At 64.5% G+C, this 20,197-nt stretch carries 15 protein-coding genes; 8 read left to right on the forward strand and 7 right to left on the reverse strand.

The window, feature by feature from the left end:
• The first annotated feature begins 11 nt into the window (after window positions 1-11).
• The gene (locus tag VGN72_08900) at window positions 12-908 is read left to right on the forward strand and encodes an alpha/beta fold hydrolase (GenBank protein ID HEV7299466.1); all 897 of its coding nucleotides are present in this window, start codon (window positions 12-14) and stop codon (window positions 906-908) included.
• A gap of 392 nt (window positions 909-1,300) precedes the next feature.
• Here VGN72_08900 and VGN72_08905 read toward each other — a convergent pair whose 3' ends face one another.
• Window positions 1,301-2,596, reverse strand: a complete 1,296-nt coding sequence (locus VGN72_08905; protein ID HEV7299467.1) for an adenylosuccinate synthase — start codon at window positions 2,594-2,596, stop codon at window positions 1,301-1,303.
• A gap of 238 nt (window positions 2,597-2,834) precedes the next feature.
• Between VGN72_08905 and VGN72_08910 the strand changes: the two genes are divergently transcribed.
• The 3 genes from VGN72_08910 to VGN72_08920 all read left to right on the forward strand — a co-directional run bounded on the left by VGN72_08910 (window position 2,835) and on the right by VGN72_08920 (window position 6,264).
• On the forward strand, window positions 2,835-3,143 hold the full coding sequence (locus VGN72_08910) for a hypothetical protein (GenBank protein HEV7299468.1): 309 nt from the start codon (window positions 2,835-2,837) through the stop codon (window positions 3,141-3,143).
• Window positions 3,144-3,242: 99 nt separating this feature from the next.
• Complete coding sequence (locus tag VGN72_08915; protein ID HEV7299469.1) at window positions 3,243-4,517, forward strand: bifunctional ornithine acetyltransferase/N-acetylglutamate synthase; 1,275 nt, start codon at window positions 3,243-3,245, stop codon at window positions 4,515-4,517.
• 253 nt (window positions 4,518-4,770) lie between these two features.
• Window positions 4,771-6,264: a hypothetical protein gene (locus tag VGN72_08920; GenBank protein HEV7299470.1), complete on the forward strand. Its 1,494-nt coding sequence runs from the start codon at window positions 4,771-4,773 to the stop codon at window positions 6,262-6,264.
• A 20-nt stretch (window positions 6,265-6,284) separates the two neighbouring features.
• On the opposite strand, the gene VGN72_08925 is transcribed toward VGN72_08920, so the two are convergent.
• The 3 genes from VGN72_08925 to VGN72_08935 all read right to left on the reverse strand — a co-directional run bounded on the left by VGN72_08925 (window position 6,285) and on the right by VGN72_08935 (window position 9,367).
• Window positions 6,285-7,220, reverse strand: coding sequence for a zinc ribbon domain-containing protein (locus VGN72_08925; GenBank protein ID HEV7299471.1), 936 nt, complete (start codon window positions 7,218-7,220; stop codon window positions 6,285-6,287).
• A 359-nt stretch (window positions 7,221-7,579) separates the two neighbouring features.
• Complete coding sequence (locus VGN72_08930; GenBank protein ID HEV7299472.1) at window positions 7,580-7,858, reverse strand: flagellar biosynthesis anti-sigma factor FlgM; 279 nt, start codon at window positions 7,856-7,858, stop codon at window positions 7,580-7,582.
• Between the two features lie 363 nt (window positions 7,859-8,221).
• Window positions 8,222-9,367, reverse strand: coding sequence for a hypothetical protein (locus VGN72_08935; GenBank protein ID HEV7299473.1), 1,146 nt, complete (start codon window positions 9,365-9,367; stop codon window positions 8,222-8,224).
• Between the two features lie 633 nt (window positions 9,368-10,000).
• On the opposite strand from VGN72_08935, the gene VGN72_08940 reads away from it, so the two are divergent.
• Complete coding sequence (locus tag VGN72_08940) at window positions 10,001-10,732, forward strand: HAD family phosphatase (protein ID HEV7299474.1); 732 nt, start codon at window positions 10,001-10,003, stop codon at window positions 10,730-10,732.
• A 134-nt stretch (window positions 10,733-10,866) separates the two neighbouring features.
• Here VGN72_08940 and VGN72_08945 read toward each other — a convergent pair whose 3' ends face one another.
• Window positions 10,867-12,417: a hypothetical protein gene (locus VGN72_08945; GenBank protein HEV7299475.1), complete on the reverse strand. Its 1,551-nt coding sequence runs from the start codon at window positions 12,415-12,417 to the stop codon at window positions 10,867-10,869.
• A 477-nt stretch (window positions 12,418-12,894) separates the two neighbouring features.
• Entirely contained in the window at window positions 12,895-13,551 is a 657-nt protein-coding gene (locus tag VGN72_08950; GenBank protein ID HEV7299476.1) for a redox-sensing transcriptional repressor Rex, read from the reverse strand.
• 1,000 nt (window positions 13,552-14,551) lie between these two features.
• Between VGN72_08950 and VGN72_08955 the strand changes: the two genes are divergently transcribed.
• The 3 genes from VGN72_08955 (at window position 14,552) to VGN72_08965 (ending at window position 18,022) form a co-directional block, all read left to right on the forward strand.
• The gene (locus tag VGN72_08955) at window positions 14,552-15,655 is read left to right on the forward strand and encodes a hypothetical protein (GenBank protein HEV7299477.1); all 1,104 of its coding nucleotides are present in this window, start codon (window positions 14,552-14,554) and stop codon (window positions 15,653-15,655) included.
• A 476-nt stretch (window positions 15,656-16,131) separates the two neighbouring features.
• A complete protein-coding gene (gene argC / locus VGN72_08960) occupies window positions 16,132-17,097 on the forward strand; it encodes an N-acetyl-gamma-glutamyl-phosphate reductase (GenBank protein ID HEV7299478.1) in 966 nt (321 codons plus the stop codon).
• Window positions 17,098-17,206: 109 nt separating this feature from the next.
• Complete coding sequence (locus VGN72_08965) at window positions 17,207-18,022, forward strand: calcium-binding protein (GenBank protein ID HEV7299479.1); 816 nt, start codon at window positions 17,207-17,209, stop codon at window positions 18,020-18,022.
• Between the two features lie 320 nt (window positions 18,023-18,342).
• On the opposite strand, the gene VGN72_08970 is transcribed toward VGN72_08965, so the two are convergent.
• Window positions 18,343-20,136, reverse strand: a complete 1,794-nt coding sequence (locus tag VGN72_08970; GenBank protein HEV7299480.1) for a PQQ-binding-like beta-propeller repeat protein — start codon at window positions 20,134-20,136, stop codon at window positions 18,343-18,345.
• Window positions 20,137-20,197 lie beyond the last annotated feature (61 nt).

A 20,197-nucleotide genomic window follows, 5' to 3' on the forward strand; every position in this document is an offset into this window, starting at 1 on the left:
GCGCCTGACCCATGCACACCCCATCCGCCGAGCGATTCGCGGAGCAACAAGGATGGCGGCGGCGGTTCGTGCGGACGAACGCGGTAGCGCTGCACTGCGTGGAGGCGGGCGACCCGATTGCGCAGCGCGTCGTGGTGCTGCTGCATGGATTTCCCGAGTTCTGGTACGCCTGGCGGCGGCAAATCCAACCACTGGCGGACGCTGGGCTGCGGGTGCTTGCCCCAGACCTCCGCGGCTACAACCTGTCCGACAAGCCACCCCGTGTGCGGGACTATACGATCGCGCAGCTGGTCGGCGACATCGCCGGACTGATCCGTAACACCGGCGGTTCGCGCGTCACCCTCGTCGGCCACGACTGGGGCGGCATCATCGCCTGGCACGTCGCGATGCGGCACCCGCAGTTGCTGCATCGACTCGCGATCCTGAACGCCCCCCACCCTACCGCCTTCCAACGGGAACTGCGCCAGCGGCCGAGCCAGTGGCTGCGGTCGGCGTACGTGCTGTTCTTTCAACTGCCATGGCTGCCGGAGGCGCTGCTGCGCGCCGGTGACTGGCACGTGCTCCGCCGAATGCTGCGGGTTGATCCAGTCGTGCCTTATGCCTTCCGCCGGCAGGATGTGACCCGCTACGTCACCGCCTTCGCCCGGCCGCGGGCACTGGCATCGACGCTGAACTACTACCGTGCCCTGTCGCGCAAGCCCGATGAAATGTTTCGCGCCCAGCGAATCGACGTGCCCACTCTGGTGCTATGGGGCGAGCAGGATCGGTATTTGAATTCGTCGCTGACGGACGACCTGTATCTATGGGTCCCCAGCGTTCGCATGGAACGGCTGCCCGACGCCTCGCACTGGCTTCACCACGAACGGCCAGCCCGTGTGACGGCGCGGCTGCTTGAATGGATGCAGTAAGGCGCACAAGCTGCGCCACCGACGCGTCGCGGCGTCGATCCGACCGTGGCATGGGCGTCCCGCCCATGCCTGTGGATTGGAATGCAAGATTGAATTACGGCCGGGCTGCGCCGACCAGGCGGCAGCCACCAATTCTAGCTTTTGACCTTACCGCATGCATGGGCGAGACGCCCATGCCACGGTAGGAGCGGACGCGGCACTGGTCTTCAACACCTTCTCAGGTACTCCGGAAGATCTCTTCTGTCCCGAAGCGGAATACTGGGGGAGATCCTTCCGAGTACCTCAGGATGACGAGGCTAGAAGCTGTTGCGCTGAAGTACATCGTCCCGGAAAAGAAAGTAGGGCAGGCACGGAGGCCTGCCCCTACAGAAGCTATTGGAAGTCGAGAATGTTTACCGCATGATCGTCGCCGAGCGCTCGGCGCCGACGCTGACCATCTTGATCGGCGCCCCCACGAGCGTCTCCAACCGCTTCACATACGTCTGGGCCTCAGGCGGCAGTTCCTCCCACCGGCGGCAGCCGCTGATGTTGCCGCGCCAGCCGGGCAGGGTTTCGTAGATCGGTTCGACTTCCGCCAGCGTGTCCATGTCGGCGCGGAAGTAGTCCAACCGCTGGCCGCGGCACTTGTAGCCGGTGCAGATTTGCAGGTGATCGAGGCCGCTGAGCACGTCCAACAGCGTTAACGCGATGTGCGTGACGCCGCAGAGGTCGACGCTGTACTTCACCGCCATCGCGTCGAACCAACCGCAACGCCGCGGGCGGCGGGTGGTCGTGCCGTACTCGTTGCCGCGCTCGCGGATGTAGTTGCCTGTGTCATTGGCCTGTTCCGTCGGGAACGGCCCGCCACCCACACGCGTGCTGTAGGCCTTCATGATGCCGTAGAAGTTCTGCACGGTCTTCGGTGGCGCGCCGCTGCCGGTGTACAGGCCCAGCGCACTGCACGAACTGCTGGTAACGTACGGGTACGTACCGTGATCGATGTCCAGCAGCACGGCGTGGGCGCCTTCGAACACGATGCGCTTGCCCGCCTTGGCGTACTGTTGCAGCAGGTGACCGACGTCGTCCACGTACGGCAGCAACCGCCGGCCGTAGTCGCGGTAGGTCTCGAAGATTTCCTGCCACTTCAACGGTGGCGCGTCGTACAGCACCTTGAGCACCTTGTTGCGCTCGTCGACGACGCGGTTCACCCGCTCCTTCAGCTGTTCCTCATGCTGAAGATCAGCCACGCGGATCGCGGTAGCACGTTGCATTTTGTCGGCGTAGGTCGGGCCAATGCCGCGCTTTGTGGTGCCAATGCCCTTGTCCCCGGCGGCGCCTTCGCGGGCAGCGTCCTCGGCCATGTGGTAGGGCATGACCAGGTGCGCCTTGTAGCTGATCTTCAGCGTGTCGGGCGTGATGACGATGCCGCGGCCGGTGAACTCGTCGATCTCGCGCAGCAGCACCGCGGGGTCCAAAACCACACCGTTACCGACGAGGTTGATCACGCCCGGACGGAAGATGCCGACCGGCAGCAGGTGGGTGGCGTACTTCTCGTTGCCGATGCGCACGGTGTGCCCGGCGTTGGCCCCGCCGCAATAGCGGACGACGACCTCGGCGTTCTCGGTGAGGAAATCGACGATCTTCCCCTTGCCCTCGTCGCCCCACTGCAAGCCGACGACGCAGGTATTGCCTTCCAATTGCGGTGTCACGGAGCTGCCTTTCAGGTGTGTGCGGGTCAAAGGGTGGAGCGTATTTTGATGCCGCAAGGGTGTCAAGAAGGGGGAAGGAAAGTGGTTAGCCGCCCGTGGGCAGTCGGTAGTGGAACGGGCACACCGTTCCCGTCCTAACGGCCCCCTCTCCACTGTCCACAGCCCACTCCTCCCTGCCCTTGCTGTTTTTCGCTGCGTCGCTATACTTTCCCCTCCCTTTGATCGACGGAGTAAGTTTATGGCAATCGAAGCAACCCCCGGCCAGACGGTTCGGGTAACCATCAGCAAGCACGTGAAGCGCGACGCGGCCCGCAAGACGCTCGAGCGCCTGTTCATGCAGGACCGCGCCGTGGCCCGCCCCCTGGAAGTGCGCAGCAAGAACTTCAAGGAACTGCCGAAGCGTCGCGGTGGCCAGATCTGGACGAAGCGTCCGAACAAGATCCACCCGATCCTCAGCCAAGGCGCCGCCGCCACGATCCTCGCGACCCCGCAGAGCATCAAGGACCTGGGCAGCGTTGAGGACTTCGTCCAAGTGACGTCGGCCTAAGTTCTGGCCAGCTAGTCATTTAAAACGATTCAACCGGGGACGTAAGCCATTGGCTTGCGTCCCCGCTTTGCATGGTTCACCCGCCTCGGAGATTCGATCATGGCCGACCTTCACCTTCTGTCACCGAAGGGCTTTCGGGCCGCCGGTGTGTACGCGGGAATTAAGCGGAAGCAGACGCCGGACGTCGGCCTGCTGATCGCCGATGCCCCAGCGGCCGCGGCGGCGGTCTTCACCACCAATAAGGTCTTTGCCGCCCCGGTGAAGATCGGGCGCCAGCACGTGGCCGGGGGTCGCTTGCGCGGCGTGGTCATCAACAGTGGCAACGCCAACGCTTGCACGGGTCGACAAGGGGAGCGGGATGCGCTGGCGATGTGTCGGCAGGCGGCAGCATTAGTCGGGTGCGAACCGACCGAACTGCTGCCGTCGTCCACCGGCATCATCGGTCACATGCTGCCGATGGAGAAGGTGTCGGCGGGCATCGCCGACGTGGCAACCAAGCTCGGCGATAGCCAGCAGCATGCGCTCGATTTCGCCGCAGCCATTTTGACTACCGATACCAAGCGCAAGGCTGCGGCTACGACTGTGAAGATCGGCCGGCAGACGATCACCCTTGCGGGCGTCTGCAAGGGGGCCGGAATGATCGGCCCACGCATGGCGCCGGCCACGGCAGCGGAGATGCGCGGCAACAGCCCGCTCGGCCCGACGCGCACGCGCAACCTGAAGGGCCGGCACGCGACGATGCTCGCCTATCTCACGACCGATGCGAAAATCGCGCCGCGGCTGCTGCAAACGCTGATGACCGGTGCCAGCGACGTTAGCTTTAACGCCGTCACGATCGACGACCACACCAGCACTAACGACACTGCCCTGCTGCTCGCCAGCGGTGCCAGTGGCACATCGATCGCGTCGCCCGCGGACGTGAAGAAGTTCCAAGCCGCGCTGCTGGAGGTGACGCAGTCGCTCGCTTACCAGATCGCCGCGGATGGTGAGGGCGCGACGAAGGTGGTCGTCATCCGCATCAGCAAGGCTGCGAACGAAGCCGCCGCCAAGACGATCGCCCGCGCGATCGCCAACAGCCCGCTGGTGAAGTGCGCGATGCACGGCAACGACCCCAACTGGGGCCGCATCGTCAGCGCCGCCGGTTTGTGCGGCGCGCCGTTCGACCCGGACAAGAGCCTGCTGAAGCTGCAGGGCACGACGGTCTTCAAGGGCGGCCGCCCCATCCCATTCAACGACGCCGCCGTTAGCAAATCCTTGGCAGTCGCAGAGGTGACGATCGACCTCTCCTGCGGCCTGGGCACCGCCGAGACGACGCTGTGGACGTGCGATCTGTCGAAGGAATACGTGACGATCAACGCCGACTATCACACGTGATCCCCTCCCGTACCACGGGCGGCCCGCCCGTGTTCTTCGCGTGACCGTGGCATGGGCGTCTCGCCCCTGCGTGTGGCTGGGACGAGTATATTGATTTGTGGCGGACGACTTCGACGAAAACGGTCTGCAACAAACAACATCTTCCAGCCTCACCACCGTCCTGGGCGAGACGCCCATGCGACGTGCGGACATGGGCGGGCCGCCCGTGGTACGGCGAGCCCTCGGCCGTGCGAATCTGATACAATCCCAACCGATGACGTCGCCGGAACCAACCGTGCCGTACCCGCCACCGTTCTGGTGGACGAAGCGGCTGGCGGTCGCGGCGGTCGTGATCTTGATCGCGATCGGCATCACCCGCTACTGGTGGGGCCGCGTCGCCGAGCGGCGGTTCAACGAGATGGTGGCCGCCGCCCACGCGCGCGGCGAGCCAATCTTGGTCGACGATTTCCAATTGCCCGCAGTGCCGGACGAGCGCAACGCCGCCTTCTACTTCAGGCGCGCCGCAGCGGCCACGAGTACGACGGTCGACTCGCCATCGATGAGCGCTCTCGAGTTCCCCGACTACCTCCCCTACCGCGACGTCTGGCACACGATGGCCGACAAGGCGATCGCCGCCAACGCCGCGGTTTATCCCGATTTGCGCCGCGGGCGCGAGTTGCGCGAGTTCGACTGGGGCGTGAAGTGGGCGACGCCGATGATCAATGGCGTGATGGGGTTTGGATTTAACGACAAGCGGCACTTGGCAAACCTGGCCGGCGACACGGCACTGCGGAAGCATTTCCTCGGCGATGATGCGGAGGGCCTGGAACTGGTTGCCGATACGCTCGCGTTGAGCAACGCCGTCGCGCAGCCCCCTACGCTGGTCAACTATCTGGTCGGCGTGGGCATCGAAGCGCTTGCGGTCGATCGGGTGCAGAAGATGGCTGGCGGGCTGACGGTCGCCGGGGCCGCTCACCCCTCCACTCTTCCCTCCGCGCGTCCCGCGACCCGACAGCAAGTGCAGGCGATGATCGCCGACTTGCTGAACGATGCCGCCTCGGTTGGCACGAAGCGCAACGGCTTCATCGGTGAACGTGCGATGCAGGTCGATTCGATCCTCTTGCTCAGCAGCGAATCGATGTTGCTACGCCCAATGTATGTTCTGGATGCGGAATGGACCGGCCGGAAGAACGACCGCTATATCAAAGCCACCGCCGCGACCCATTGGACCGCGGCGAAGAACATCATGGGGATCGAGCGGCCCCGCGATCCGTTTGATCTGTCGCGCGTCGCCAGCAACATGTTCAGCGGACCGTTGGATCGCGCAGTACTGACAGGCTTTCGCGTTCTCGTCGATCGCAGGATCGCTGCAATTGCCCTGGCGATGCGTTTGTACTGGCTGGACCACGGGCGGTATCCCGACACGCTCGACGCGCTGGTACCCGCGTACCTGCCAGCGGTGCCGATCGATCCGTTTTCACCCGCAGGCGAACCGTTCCAGTACATCCTCGCGGCCAACGGCACGCGTCCGATCGCTTATAGCGTGGGCGAGAACGGCATCGACGACACGCCCGACGAATCGGTCCTGCCACCGTTCACCGCCTGGGGTTGGCAATCCACCAACCTTGCGTTCAACGCCCCGCGGAACCGGAAGCCGTTCGACCAGTACCGCGATTTGTCACGATGGATGCCCGCGACGCCTCCGCCAAACTACCTGCCACCGGCAGAATTGAAAGACCCAGAAATGGGTATAAACGTGTCTGACTAGCGAACGCTTCGGTGCGATCGCTATTTCAAGCTCGCGATCACCAGCTTGAAGAATCCCACCACCGCGGGCAGGACGATTAGCGACAGCACGGCGACCACGATCCACCCGGTTGGCAGGAACAGCCCCGCCAGCAGAAGCGCGCCGCCGGTGGGCTGCGTCGCCCAGCGCAGGATTCTCAACGTACCAAGCCACCATTTAAACAGGATCGCCACCAGCATCAACGCGCCCAGAACAGTGAGGAAGCCGATGACGGCTTGGAGGTCGCTGTTGAAGCTCTGCGGATCCATTGAGATCAACAGCAGTACGATCGCGAGGACCAATACGGGGAAGAAGAGTAGCGCCAGCGGCGCCGCCGCGTAGCAACTCAAAGCGACGGCGCGGTTCTGTTGTTGGACCGACAATCGATCTGGACGAAACAAGTAGCTGGCCACTCCCGTGCAGCCGATCAGCATCACCAGCACGTAGATCGGCGCCAGCAGCCACACCAGCCACCCCGCGGCGACCGGTAGAAGCAAGTCCATCCACGGCGACAACGTCTGCGAGGACGGGTTGCCGAATAGATCGATGTCGAAATCGATCTGGAACGGCGCGGACAACCGCTCGATCGCGTCCGCACCCCACCAGACAACGCCTACCGTCGACAGCAGAATCAGCAGGACCACCACCACCGTCAACGCGCGGAAACGTACGGCGTCGGCATACAGCACGGGCTTGGCCACCTCGCGACCCACTTCGGCTGGTCGGCGGACGACCATCCACACCGTACGCACGTAGGCCCGCACTAAACCGGTCTCACGGCGGTGCGTCCACGGAATAAGTGAGATGCCCGACGTCGTGCGGTCGATCGGTTGGCCGCATTCGGGACAGCGGTCGCTCGTGGTGCCGCGGAGGTCGTAGCCGCAATGGGGACAGAGCAGGTCGAACTGGGTCGGAACGATCGGTGGCGACGTGCTCATAAAGCGGTAGTGTCGCTGCGAGGATACCCGCGACGCAAGACGGGCGCGGGAGGACGTTGCCGTGACATGGCCGGATCGCCCAACCTTGTGATCGAAACGAAGATTTTGTTTGCTGCGGGCTTCGTCCTGAGTCAGCTGAACAAAAACTAGCTTTCCGTCCTACTGACGTGCATGGGCTAGACGCCCATGCCACGGCCAACGCGAAGATACGGGCGGGCCGCCCGTGGTACGGCGGGCGCATGAAGAACGCTTGCGGCTTGGCGTCTCCGTCCCATCTAAGGGCCGAATAGACAACCAAACCGCAAGCGTTAGTTTGAACTGCGTTGCGCGTCATCGCGATGAACGATGAAGTGCGAAATTTACTTCAGCAGATCGTCCAGCAGCTTGTCGACGGCGACGTCCATCTTCTCGGGCGTCTCATAGTTGCCTGCCGCGATGGCGGCCTTCATCTCGGCGACCTTATCGACGCGGATGTCATTCTGCTTGGCGGCCTTCAGCAGGCCCGACAGGCCCGACAGCTCCAACCGGTCCGTCGCCGGCTTGGGGGCGGCGGCGTCGGTGCCGATGGTTTTGCGGATGGGGTTGTTGGTGATCTGGTTGACCGGGTTGCTACCGCCGAGACCGTTGATGCTGCTCATGATCTAATGCTCCACCGGCCCTTGGCGAGGGCCGTCACTACGACTTCCGGGCTGGCGATTCCATCGCCGCTCGCCCCACTGTCCCGGCCGCCACCAGGTCAGGTCGAACGCGCTGTTTCGACACTTTTACTATCGACGCACACTTTGCCGAATCTTGAACGACATGAATGGGGCTAAAAAATTCGTAACTGCCTCCGATTACACGTCTTGCGAGACTAGAAGCATTGAACCGCGCAAAAACTTCTCAAGTGACCGCGATTTCTGCCGACATCCATTTACCCCATCTTACCATAATCGCACTTCGCGTCACAAAGGATTTACGTCACCGTCGGCGATCAGATTCCTATCGGACGTGTGATGTCCTCAACGTACGACATTTCGTCCAGCCAAGATCGCTTCAACCAGACGGGCCGTCATGGCGGGGTTTCGGTAAATCATGGGCAGCAGGAAGCGCAAATTCTGCTGGGGACCCTGCAGGTAAAGCCCGAGGTTGGTCCGCCAGCAAGCACGGTAACGGTCGAGCGCATCCTGCAGCAATGGTTGGCCCAAAGCCTCTGTGAGCACCTCGGCGGCGTGGGCGGCGGACCAACAGCACGGATAGGCCTCTTCCAGGCACGCGCTGACAAATCCGCCGGCGGGGCCGATCAACAGGGTGCGGTCGGCGACGCTGTCGTGCGACAGCGCCCCGGTGACGGGCATCAAGGACGACGCGATCACCGCGGCCGCTGGATCGATGGCGTCCAGCACCTGATGGTCCGCCAGCACGCGGCTCCATTCGTGTACGCTCGGACTCGGGCTGCGCTCGGGCGCTTCCGGCGGTTGTTCGACGATCAGGTGATACGCGTCGTCCGTCGACAGCAACCAGGCCCACTGCAGCGTGCCGTGCAAGTCGAGCGACATCGACACGATCGAACCCTCCGCATCACCGCTACTGCTACTGCCGCGCTTGCGCTTACGCGGCAGCTCGGCATAGCACACCCGGCGTTGGACGCCCTGCTCCCAGTTGGCGGAAATGCCGAGGCATCGCTTGTCGCGCGCGGGCAGTTCGCCACCCACGACTAGCGCGCAGGCACGCTTGGCGACGCCGTCGATCGACAGTTGCACGCCCTGCGGATCCGGCCGATGCACCTCGAGCGTCGCGGGCGTCAGCAGTGTCACGCCCGCCTGCTCGGCGAGCTGGCGAACGGTCTGCGTGAGGTCGCCGATGCGCGCGACGTACGCGAGCGGTTCGTCGGCGACGTGCTGGCTCGACGTCGCCGGATCATCGCTCAGGAACCGCATGCCGTGCACGGGCACGAGGGGTTGAGCATCGCGCCAGCGCGCTAGGGATTTATGCAGTTCAAAGAGCTTTGGATTAACGAGTACCGCGCGGTTCGGCGTGGCGTCGGTCGGAATGGTGACATGCTGCACGCGCGCGACGCCGCCCTGCTTCAACAGCAGCGCGGCGACGTAGGTGCAGGGATGGTCGCCGAGCACCATCACGTCGCAATCGCGCGCGAGTTCCACCATACCGCCCATCATACCAATCCAATGCATCGATCGCGACGCGAGAAGCGACGGAACACAACCGAACCCTGCGGCACGACAGTTGCTTTAGGAACAACATCTACAACTGCCCCTCAGGGGCAAGGAGCAAGTCATGGTTCGCGCAATTTTGCTGATGGGCGTCTGTGCGTTGTTCGCGGCCGGAACGGTCGGCTGCAAGGGCGGCGTCGAGGTCGACCCGGACATGGTCTCGCACGTCGCGCTGTAACGGCGAACGTGTTCGACTCTATCTAATGTTGTAAAAAGACCGACGTGTCGTGGCTCCGCAAGCGCAAAGTTGTATCGCGTCTGCGGGTGCTACGGTACGTCGGCTTTTTCTGTTGCGCACTTGGGGAGAGTTTAGGTGAGAGTGATTTCGGACGGCAGGACCGCCCTTGAATGAGCACGAAAGGTCATAAATGGCGGAGCGAATTTGCCTCTTTTTCTTATTCGTGATTTTTCGTGCGCATTCGTGGGCGACGCCTTTACGGATAGCCCGCGCTTAGGGGCCGATCTAATCACCCTCACCTGACCTCTCCCGGAGTAACGGGAGAGGGACCGGAGGCGGTCGGTCCGACTGAATGACGCGCCGTCGAACGACGCCCGTTGTATTTCCCGTTGAACGCCGATAGCGTCCGCCGATATATGCAGCCGCCGGCGTGGCCCAGTGCGATCCTCTTCGACTTCGACGGCGTTATCGTCAACAGCGAGCCGCTGCACTTCCTTGCGCTCAACGAAGTGCTGTCGCAGCATCGCATCGGTCTGTCCGAAGCCCAGTACTACGACGAATTGCTCGGCCTGACGGACCGCGATGCCGTACGTCGCATCTTCGAACTGCATGGCCGCCCCCTGGAGCCCAAGACGTTTCTGGCCGTGCTGGCGCGCAAGAGCCGCGCGATGATGGACCTGATCGAACAGCGGCGCTTCAGCGCGCTGCGCGGCGCCGAGCCGTTCATCCGCGGGCTGTGGCGCAACTATCCACTTGCGATCTGTTCGGGCGCGTTGCGCGACGAGATCGACGCCATGCTGCTCGGCGTGTCGCTGCGCGACTGCTTCGACGTCATCGTGTCGGCCGAGGACGTCACCGTCGGTAAGCCCGACCCTTCCGGTTACCTGCAGGCGATGGACCAGCTCGGCCAACGCCACCATCGCAAGTTCAAGCCGGCCGACTGCCTGATTGTGGAAGACGCCCCCAGCGTAGTTCGATCGGTGAAGGCCGCGGGTTTCTCCGTGCTGGCCGTCACCACCAGTTCCCCCGCAGCCAAGCTGGCGGACGCGGATTACGTCGTGCATTCCCTAGAGCCTGCGGTGGTGCTTGAGCAGTTGCCGGGACTGCGGATCACGATGTGATGGTTCTGGTCCCTCTCCCGGTACTCCGGGAGAGGTTAGGTGAGGGTGCCTTTTGAACTGCCGACGACTTCAGCAGTTCGAAATCACCCTCACCCAGCCTCTCCCGGGGTACCGGGAGAGGGGCCGGAGCACGCCTAACGAACCGGCGGCAATGATCCCGATGAATCCGGACTCTTGAACGCGCGCCACGTCGCCAGGCCGGTGCGATGGCCGGTCAACGGCGCGGTGGTCGGCTCGGCGGCTTCACGGGCGATGGCGTCGATGACGGCTTGCAACTCCTCGTCCGGCAACCACCCCGCAGCCAGAATGTCCGCCTCGGTCGTCACCCGGCCGCGGTCGGCGTTGTGGGTGGCGTACAAGCTGTCGAAGATCAGCCGCGTGCCCGGCGGTGGCGTGGTGATGGTCTGCACGTTCAGGTCGCGCACGCGCGTGCCATCGATCGGGCTGACATCCAGGAAGTAGAAGATGCCCGGGTGCGACGCCATGACGAGCGGGTGCGCGCCCTCTCGGATGGCGGGCTCGTCGAGCCGTGTCGCGACGGCGCGGGCGGTGCGCCAGTTGTCGTCGAGCTTCAACGGCAGCACGGTGTAGACGAACGCGTTCATGAAGACCGGCACCAGGCACGCCACCCCTGCCCACGTGTAGACGCGGCGCATCTGCAGCCGATCGCTCGCCCACGCCCAACCGCGGGCGGATAGCACGCCCCAGAACCCTGCCATCGTCAGCAGGTAGCGCAACTCACCGTTGCTGGCCATCAACCCGCGCCAGTAGAGCAGGCTGTGAACGATTAGGATCGACAGCGGGATCGCGGCAATCAGCAGGTCGCAGCGATGGCGATGGTCTGCGAAGAAGGCACGCAACCCGTCGCACCCGCGCAACACCACACTTCCGCACAGCACGATGCCCGCGACCGTCGCGGGAAACAGCATGGGTGAGACGACGGCCGGCAGCGCCGCGACGAAGTGCAGCAAATAGCCCGGCGCGTACGTGCTGGCGGCGGCGTAGGGCCAATGGTCGGGCAGCCATCGCCACCACGCCTCCTGCCTTCCGAACAGTTCCCAGCCAACGTGGTTCCACAACACCATGCCCACCGGCAACAACAGCACGGTCGCCCACCGTCGATGCAGCAGCAGTGCCGCCAGCGCCATCACCATGAAGCCGAAGCCTTCGGGCCGGCTCAGCGGCATGAAGGCGACGATCAGCGTCATCACGACGAACCGCCTGGCTTGGTACGCGAGAAACGCCGCCCCCACCAGCAGCGCGAACGGCAGTTCCGTCAGCTCCGAGAACGAATGCGTGAAGACCATCGGCTGCGCGAGCGTGAAGATCAGCGCCAGCGCCGGCCACCGATACCCCTGCCGTCGCGCGATCCCCATCGCCACGATCGCCACCGCCAGCGCCAGCACCAGGCTTGCCAGCCGTGTACCCGTGCGACCCATCAGCGCCGCCGGCAACGCGTAGTACGCCGTGCAGATCGGCCGGCCCCACACGTCCACCAACCGGTACGGCTCGGCCAATGCGAACCGCGAGTACAAGTAATGCAGGCACGCATCCGCCTCCAGGAAGGCTTCGGATGCGAAACCGGTCGCGATCGACAAGGCCGCGAAGAGCGCAATCGCTATGACGACGGGCAATCGGTCGATCACAGACGAAGTTGGCGGCGGCAGCAGGGAAGCGTCGGGCATTGGGCGGGATTATGGTTGGTTGAGATGAAAAGGAAACGGAGGGGCAGCGGAAATCCCGGGCTTCGGCGTTGAACAGAACCCAAGCCTCACGAATACGAGGGGAGATCTTTCGGAGTACCTCAGAGTGTGTCAAAGAGCACACTCGCGTCCGCCTTTCACGTGGCATGGGCGTCTCGCCCATGCGTGTGGACTGGAATAGGAAATGCCATTTGCGGGCGACTGCGCTGACCAAGCCGCAGGCTCTAAATCGAGTCTTCAGGCCTCACGACACGCATGGGCGAGACGCCCATGCCACGGTCGGAGTGGACGCGGCACTCTTCTTCAATACCCTCTCAGGATGACGAACCGCGCGACACGCTCGCCAAGCAACTAAACAGGTGCTTCGCTTCTCCGTGTCTGCCTCTGTGCTCTCTGTGTCCTCTGTGGTTCAACTTCTTCTTCGCCTCCCCTTCGCGGCTTCGCGCCTTCGCGTCTCCTCTACCCCTCCCCACTCCCCGGCGACACGTTCGCCTGGAACGACAGCTGCTCCAACTGCACCGCCAAATCCACCGCGTTCAGCGCCACGGTCGGCGGGACGGTGATCGTGGCCGGGGCGAAGTTCAGGATGCCGTGGATGCCGGATTCGACCAGTTGGTCCGCCACGTCCTGCGCCACGTCGCCCGGCACGGCCAATATCGCCAGCCGGATGTTTAACCGCCCCACCGTCTCCCGCAGTTCAGATAGTGGCTGAATGATCAGATCGTCGTGCGTCTTCCCCACCTTGGCCGCATCTGCGTCGAAGATGGCGACGAGCCTAAAACCCTTGTTGTTGAACCCCCGGTACGACGCCAGCGCCCGGCCGAGGTTGCCGAAGCCCACCAGCATCACGTTCCAGGTCTTGTCCGTCCCCAGGATGTGCTTCACCTGCACGATGAGGTCGTCCACCCGATAACCAATGCCGGGATGCCCGAACTGCCCGAAGTAGGCCAGATCTTTTCGGACCTGGGCATCGGTCAGGCCCAAACTTTCCCCGAGTTGCTTGCTGGAGATGGTGCGCCGGTCCTTGCGCCCGAAGGCCTCCAGTTGGCGCAGGTACAGACTAAGCCGGCGGATGGCGGGGTTCGGGATTCCTTCCGGCGATCGGGGCGACTCCATGCAGCTCCTATATATAGTGGCGGTCGGTCCGATTATTTCCGCATTACCCGTCCGGAACAAGGCGCACGCCACGACACTTTTACGCGGCGAGCCCTGCGCACGGAAGGCTTTTAACGCGAGATCAGTCAAGAAACGTGCCTCTATGAGCACTGCGGAAGCTTCTGCGCATCGTTTGGAAGCTTCTGCACGCCGTTTGGACGCGTCCGCGCGGGGTTTGGACGCGTCCGCGCGAGGTTTGGACGCGTCCGCGCGCAGTTCGGACGCGTCCGCAGGCCGTTTCGAAGCTTCGGCGCACCCCGCGGAAGCTTCCGCCCGCCGTGCCGAACCTCTGGCGGCACCCGCCGAAGCTCTGGCAGCCCGCGCCGAAGGTTATTCAGATCGTGGGGAAGCGCCCTCAGGCCGTGAGGATATTGCTGCCGATCTCAGAGGGTGTTAAAGAACGACGCCGAGCTCGGTTTTCACCGTAGCATGGGCGGCTCGCCCATGGCGTCGGTACGCCGACGCGTCGGATGGTCCGCCATCCGAATCAGCCATCGCGCCAGCGAAGGAACGGCCTGAACTCTCTCAAGAGCGGATCGCTTGCGCTCGTTACTTCGGGCCGAGTACGGCCCGACACCGCGGGGTACCGCGGCTCCACGGGCGGGCCGCCCGTGCCACGTGGAGCGAACACGAGCAGGTTCTTTAACACCCTCTCACGAATGCCTCCTCAGTCGCCGCCGCCGGGGGAAGCGATCGCGCGCAAACGTGCGGGGGCGACCGCCCCAAGCGGTCGGCGCGATGTCGTGCAGCTATCGGACCTTAGCGAACATAAACCCCGTCGGTGGGCCGAGGAAATCTTGACACCCTGCGCCCCCACGGTTACGGTGCCGAATGACACTTAGATAGCGGCGGACAATAGTCGGTAGGGCCGGCTGCACGAGGCTGGCGGCAACGCATCCATCACACCCCGGAGATACGCCTGATGAAAGCGCGCCTGGTAGCATTGGTTCTGACGGGCGCGATGACATCGGCTTCAATTACGCTGGCGCAACCCGCGCCCGCCCCCGGTGGCGCCGCCGCCGCCGCTGCGGTGTCGATTCCCCGCGCTGCCCGCGGCGCCGAGTCCGCCGCCGGGGTGTCGCAACACAATGCCGCCATCAACGCGTTCATCGCCGCCAACGTGAAGGCGTTGATGGGCGACGACGCCAAGGCCCGGTCCGATGCGCGCGACGCGATTATCGCCGAGGCCCCCACCAATGGCGCGACTCCGATCTACCTGCGCACGTACGCCGGCGCGCTCGAAGCCGCGCTGCTGCCAACCCTGGCCAACGCATCACCCGTGGCGAAGCTGAACCTGGCGATCACCGTCGCCCGCGTCGCCGAGCGCGCCAACAACACGCAACTGGCGGGCATCACGCGGCAGCTATTGAAGGACCCATCCGACGCGATCGTGCTTTGGGGCATGAAGGCCGCCCAGTCGATCGTGCCGGTGCTGGCCGCCACGCCGCTGGACACGAACCTGCCGTTGATCGGCGAGGTGGTGGCGTCGGCCAAGGCGCACAACACGTCGTACATCATCGATGAAGCCTACATGGCGGTGAACCTGTCGAAGAGCGGCAACACGACGAAGGCGATGGTCACTGCCGTCCTGCCGCACATGCAGGACCTGTTGGCGCACCGCGTCGGGCTGTACGCCAACGGCGTGCCCCCCCTGCCCGCTGCCGAGAACCGCGCAACGGCGTTCCTCGTCCATAGTAGCGTTTGGTCGCAGATGGATGAGGCCCAGAAGCTGACGGCGCTGCAGACCATGGTCGACCTGCTGAATGCTGCGTCGCGGCAGTACGCTGCCCAGCAGCAGGCGCGTGGCGAGCTGTCGCCATTGCTCAAGCTGACCGGTAGCGCGTTTCAGGTGGTGGCGTCGAACGTCGGGAACGAACCCATGCGCCGCGCGGCCCAAGCGGTATCGAGCATCAACCCGTCCAACGCGCCAACGCAGGTGAACGCCGCCGTCTCCGAACTGCTTACCGCTACCACCGCCGTCCCCGCCTTCAACAAGCTGAAGATCAGCGGCAGCGCCAACGCCGCCACCCAGCCCGCCGCGACGGCGCTGAGCGGGAACGAGTAAGCTACGCGGGCTCACCAATCGCGCAGGGTTGGCCTTCTCTTCTGTAGGACAGGCATTCCTGCCTGTCTCTCCCCCGTCTGCATCTCTCCCCGTATTTCTTCTTCTGTCTTCTGTGGCACAGGCATTCTTGCCAGTGTCTCTTCGTCTTTGCCTTCTCGGGCGGGGCGGGACATTCTTGTCTGCCACGCGGCGCTAGCCACGATCGACTAGCGGAAGAGACGCGAAGGCGCGAAGGGGAACGCGAAGAAGAGGTTGAACCACAGAGGACACCGAGAGCACAGAGGCAGGCGCAGAGCAGAAATTCTCCGGCTTGACTGAGATTTGGTGCTTGGTTGCTTGTTTGGCATTGGGGCTTGGGATTTCGCTCTCACGAGTTCCAAGGACCCACCCCCACACCGCGGTTGCTTTCCCACGCGTACCCCCGATAATTCGCCCTTCCCCCGCGGGCCGCACTGCGGGGACTGGAGAGCACACGCATGATCCGAGTCGGCATTGTTGGCGTCAGTGGGTACGGCGGCGGCGAGGTGCTGCGTCTGGCGCTGACGCACCCGCAGTTCGAGGTCGTCTACGTCGCCGGCGAGGGCAGCGCGGGCTCGCGGCTAGTCGAGAAGTTTCCCGGCATCGGCAAACTCGGCGACCTGGTGATTCAGAAGTGGGACCCCGCCGCCCTACCACCGCTGAACGTGCTGTTCGCGTCGCTGCCATCGGGTGAAAGCTCCGCGGCGTTGGCGGCGGTGCCGGCGGGCGTGAAGATCGTCGACATTGGCGGCGACCATCGCTTCCTGGACGGCTGGACCTACGGCCTGGCCGACGTGTGGCCCGACCAGATCCGCAACGCCACCCGCGTCGCCAACCCCGGTTGCTATCCCGCGGCGTCGCTGGCGGCGCTGTCGCCGTTGGTCGCAAATGGGCTCATCGACCCCGCGAGCATCATCATCGACGCCAAGACCGGTGTGAGCGGCGCCGGCCGGGGTGGTGGCAGCACGTTCGGTTACGCCGAGGTGAACGAGGACGTCTCCCCGTACGGCCTGCTGAAGCACGTGCACGTGCCCGAGATGACCAAGGCCCTTACGCAGATCGGCAACGCCGCCGCGACGCTCGTCTTCACGCCCCACCTGCTCCCCATGACGCGCGGCATCCTGGCCACCTGCTACGGGCGCGGCACCGCGACCACCGAGCAGTGCCTCGACGCGGCCCGCAAGTTCTACGAGGGCCGGCCCTTCGTGCGGGTGATCGACCGGGCGCCGCACTCGAAGTGGGCGACGGGCTCGAACCTGGCCTACGTTTCGTACGCCGCCGATCCGGCGCGCAACATCGTCATTGCGATGGCGGCGATCGACAACCTCGGTAAGGGCGCCGCGGGTCAGGCCGTGCAGAACGCCAACCTGATGATGGGGTTGCCCGAGACGGCTGGCCTTGAGAGCGCGCCGTTGTGGCCATAGGGATTGTTGAGCAGGTTGGAAGAGCAACTGGCCTCTGAAGTGGCCAGTCCGGCGATGGAATAGTGCGTCGCTAGCCGTTCATGAAGTTGAACACGTGTGGAGCAACGGAATGCAGTCGTCCCCTCAATCGATCATGGAAGCACTCGAGCCGCGCCGTCTGATGGCGGCCACGGTTGAGGGGCTGCGCGTGCTGATCATCACCGCCGACGACACGCCGACCACGGTCGACATCAACGTCGTGAGCCGGACGACCTTTACGCTGACGATCGACGGTGGCGCGCCGGTCGACTATTCGCTGCGCCGCGTGCGCGGCGTGCGGTTCTTCGGTGGCGCCGGGGACGACGTCTTCCGCATCAATTCCCTGGCCACCGACCCCGCCAATGGCATCCGCCGCGCCGTGCTGTTCAACCGCAAGGCGGTCATCTGGGGCGGCGACGGCAACGACACGATCTACGACGGGTACGGCAACTCGCGCATCAACGGTGGGCTCGGCAACGACACGATCTACGGGGGCGGTGGGTCGGACAACATCGTCGGCTCGGCCGGTGACGACATCATCTTCGGTGGCCCGCGCGACACCGAGCCCAGCCTGCGCGACGGCAATGACGTGATCTTCGGTGGCTCCGGCAACGATACGATCGATGGTGGCCGTGGCAACGACGTGATGTTCGGCCAGGACGGGGACGACATCCTCATCGGCAGCACCAGCCGCGACGCGCTCTACGGCAACGCCGGCAACGACACGCTGATCGGCGGCCCCGATCGCGACATCCTCTATGCCGGTGGCCAGGACGGCGACATCCTCCAAGACGTCCAGGATCGCGACCGTGCGAACCGCGGTGAGCTGAAAGGCATGACGCTCTACCTGTCCCGCATCGTCCGCGCCTACGTGCCGGCCGCCATGCAGGCCGACGCCCGCCTGTAGGCGGAGCGCTGATCTTCGCTAGAACGACCTATCCGAGCGCGTTCATTGCCTTCCGAGGGTTTGAAAGAAGATTGAGCAGCGTCCGCTGCGACCGTGGCATGGGCGTCTCGCCCATGCATGTCATAAGGCCGGAAGGCGAAATTCATTTCAGCGGTTCGGTCAGCGCGTTACCCAACAAATTGAATCTCCCATTCCCGTCCACACGCATGGGCGAGAGACGCCCATGCCACGGAAAGACGGCCGCGAGAGTTCACAGCCCTGGTCTCTGACCTCAGTGCCGAGCGATACTTTGATTTGATCGTCGAACGTGCAGCCCGCCGTCACTTCGCCTTTTCATCCAGCCCGATCGATGTGGCAGCCCCGATTGCCTTTAGCGCCTCTTTCACCGGTTCCGCGGCCAGCGGCTTTTCCAACAGCGATGCGACGTTCGTCGCGCCGGTGCCGTTGGTCGGGTCGACCGAAAGCTTGGCCGTCGCCGTGGGCACGTGAAGTTTGCCATCGACAAGCGCCACGACCCCGGCCGGCGGTTCGGGCAGCGCGGCGGTCCAGCGGTCCACGCCCGTTGCGGGGTCAAGCGCGACTAGCTTTCCACCGGTATAGATCGCGTTGTTCCCCGTGACGGCGATCAGGTTCGGTGGGTCCATCTCCGTGCGCGTCCAGAGCACCTTGCCGGTCAACGAGTCCAGCCCAAAGGTGGCCGGCGTGTCGAGCGGCGCCACCACCAGCGCATTGCCCGAGCGGCCGAGACCGGCGGCGTAGCGCTGCACCTGTAGCGGGTGCACCGGGGGCGTCGCGTACTGCCGGCTGCGCAGTTGGTTGCGAAAGCGCTGCACCTCACCGTCGTCGGCTTCGTTGACGGTGTATGGCCGCGCCCAGAGAAACCGGCCGTTGAACCGGTCGAGCGCGAAGACGTGACCCACGCCCGGCGCGACGAACAGCGCATCGCCCGATACGAAGGGCGCACTCTGGTGCCAGTGATGCTCCAGTGGCCGACGGTTGCCGCTGCGGGCGGTATCGGTGACGTTGCCCAGTGGGGCCAGCCACAGCGAACGGCCACTGGTGATGTCGATGCAGGCGACCATCAACGTCGTGAGCATACCGTTCGTCTGCACCCCCGGCGCGTAGACGTAGCGCCCGACGATCGTCGCCGGGCCAACGAAGCGCACGCCATCGTGGGCGCTGTCGCCGTTCGACTGCCACACCGTGCGGCCATCACTGGCGCGAATCGCGCGCAGCATGCCGGGCAGGTCGGCGGTCGCGGGCGTGTTGACGACCATGATCTGCGCCGTGCCCATACCGCTCAGCACCGCAGGTGACAGGACCGGACCCCGGCCCGCCCCACCTGGAAGTGGCGCGCCGGCGGCGATGTCGTCGGGCTCGCCCCAGGTGTTCGTCCAGAGCACGGCGTCGCCCTTCAGCGCCACGACACCAGCAGGCCCACTGATGAACGTCGTGTCGCCGACGGTTACCGGTAGCACGCGGGCCAGTTGCAGCTTCTTCGGATCACCGAACCAAGGCGTCGCGACCGCAACAGGCGTCGCCGTCGCCGCGGGCTGCTTGCCCGATGCGCCCGATTGGCGAGGGTCGTTGGACCAACCGGCCTGCCTGGCCATGTCGTAGAACGCGTCGGCATTTGCCGGATCGCCCCACGCCAGCGCTCGATCTCCGACAAGCGCCAGGGCGGCGCCCATATCGGCAGTGAGCGGCACCGCGCGGATGCGGGCGTACAACTCCAACGGTGACGCCGTCCCCCCCTCGGCCGCCGCCCGAACCGCCGGCAGCACCGCGAACGATGGGCCGTCGAGGTTCCTGTTCGGATCCACCGTGCTCATCAACGCGGTCCGTTGCTCGGCCGGCAGGCCGTACAACCACCCCGCCATTGATTGCACTGACCCATCTTCCTGATGCACGATGCCCCCACCGGAACCTGCCCAAAGGTCGTTCAGCCGGGCGACGGCCCCGGCGCTGGCGTCCTGAGCCTCCAGCGACAGCACCGCGATCTGATTCATCAGGCCCGGCGTCTCCTCGACCGGATCGAAGCCGGCAAAGGTGGAAGTGGACGCGTTGGCGCTGATGACGCTGGCAATGATGGCAAAGCGGAACGTGCGCTTCATCGGGTGCTGCTTCCTTGTTGAATGCTGATGCGAACGATCAACCAGACCTATGACAGTACCC

Source organism: Tepidisphaeraceae bacterium (genome assembly GCA_035998445.1).
Classification (GTDB): domain Bacteria; phylum Planctomycetota; class Phycisphaerae; order Tepidisphaerales; family Tepidisphaeraceae; genus DASYHQ01.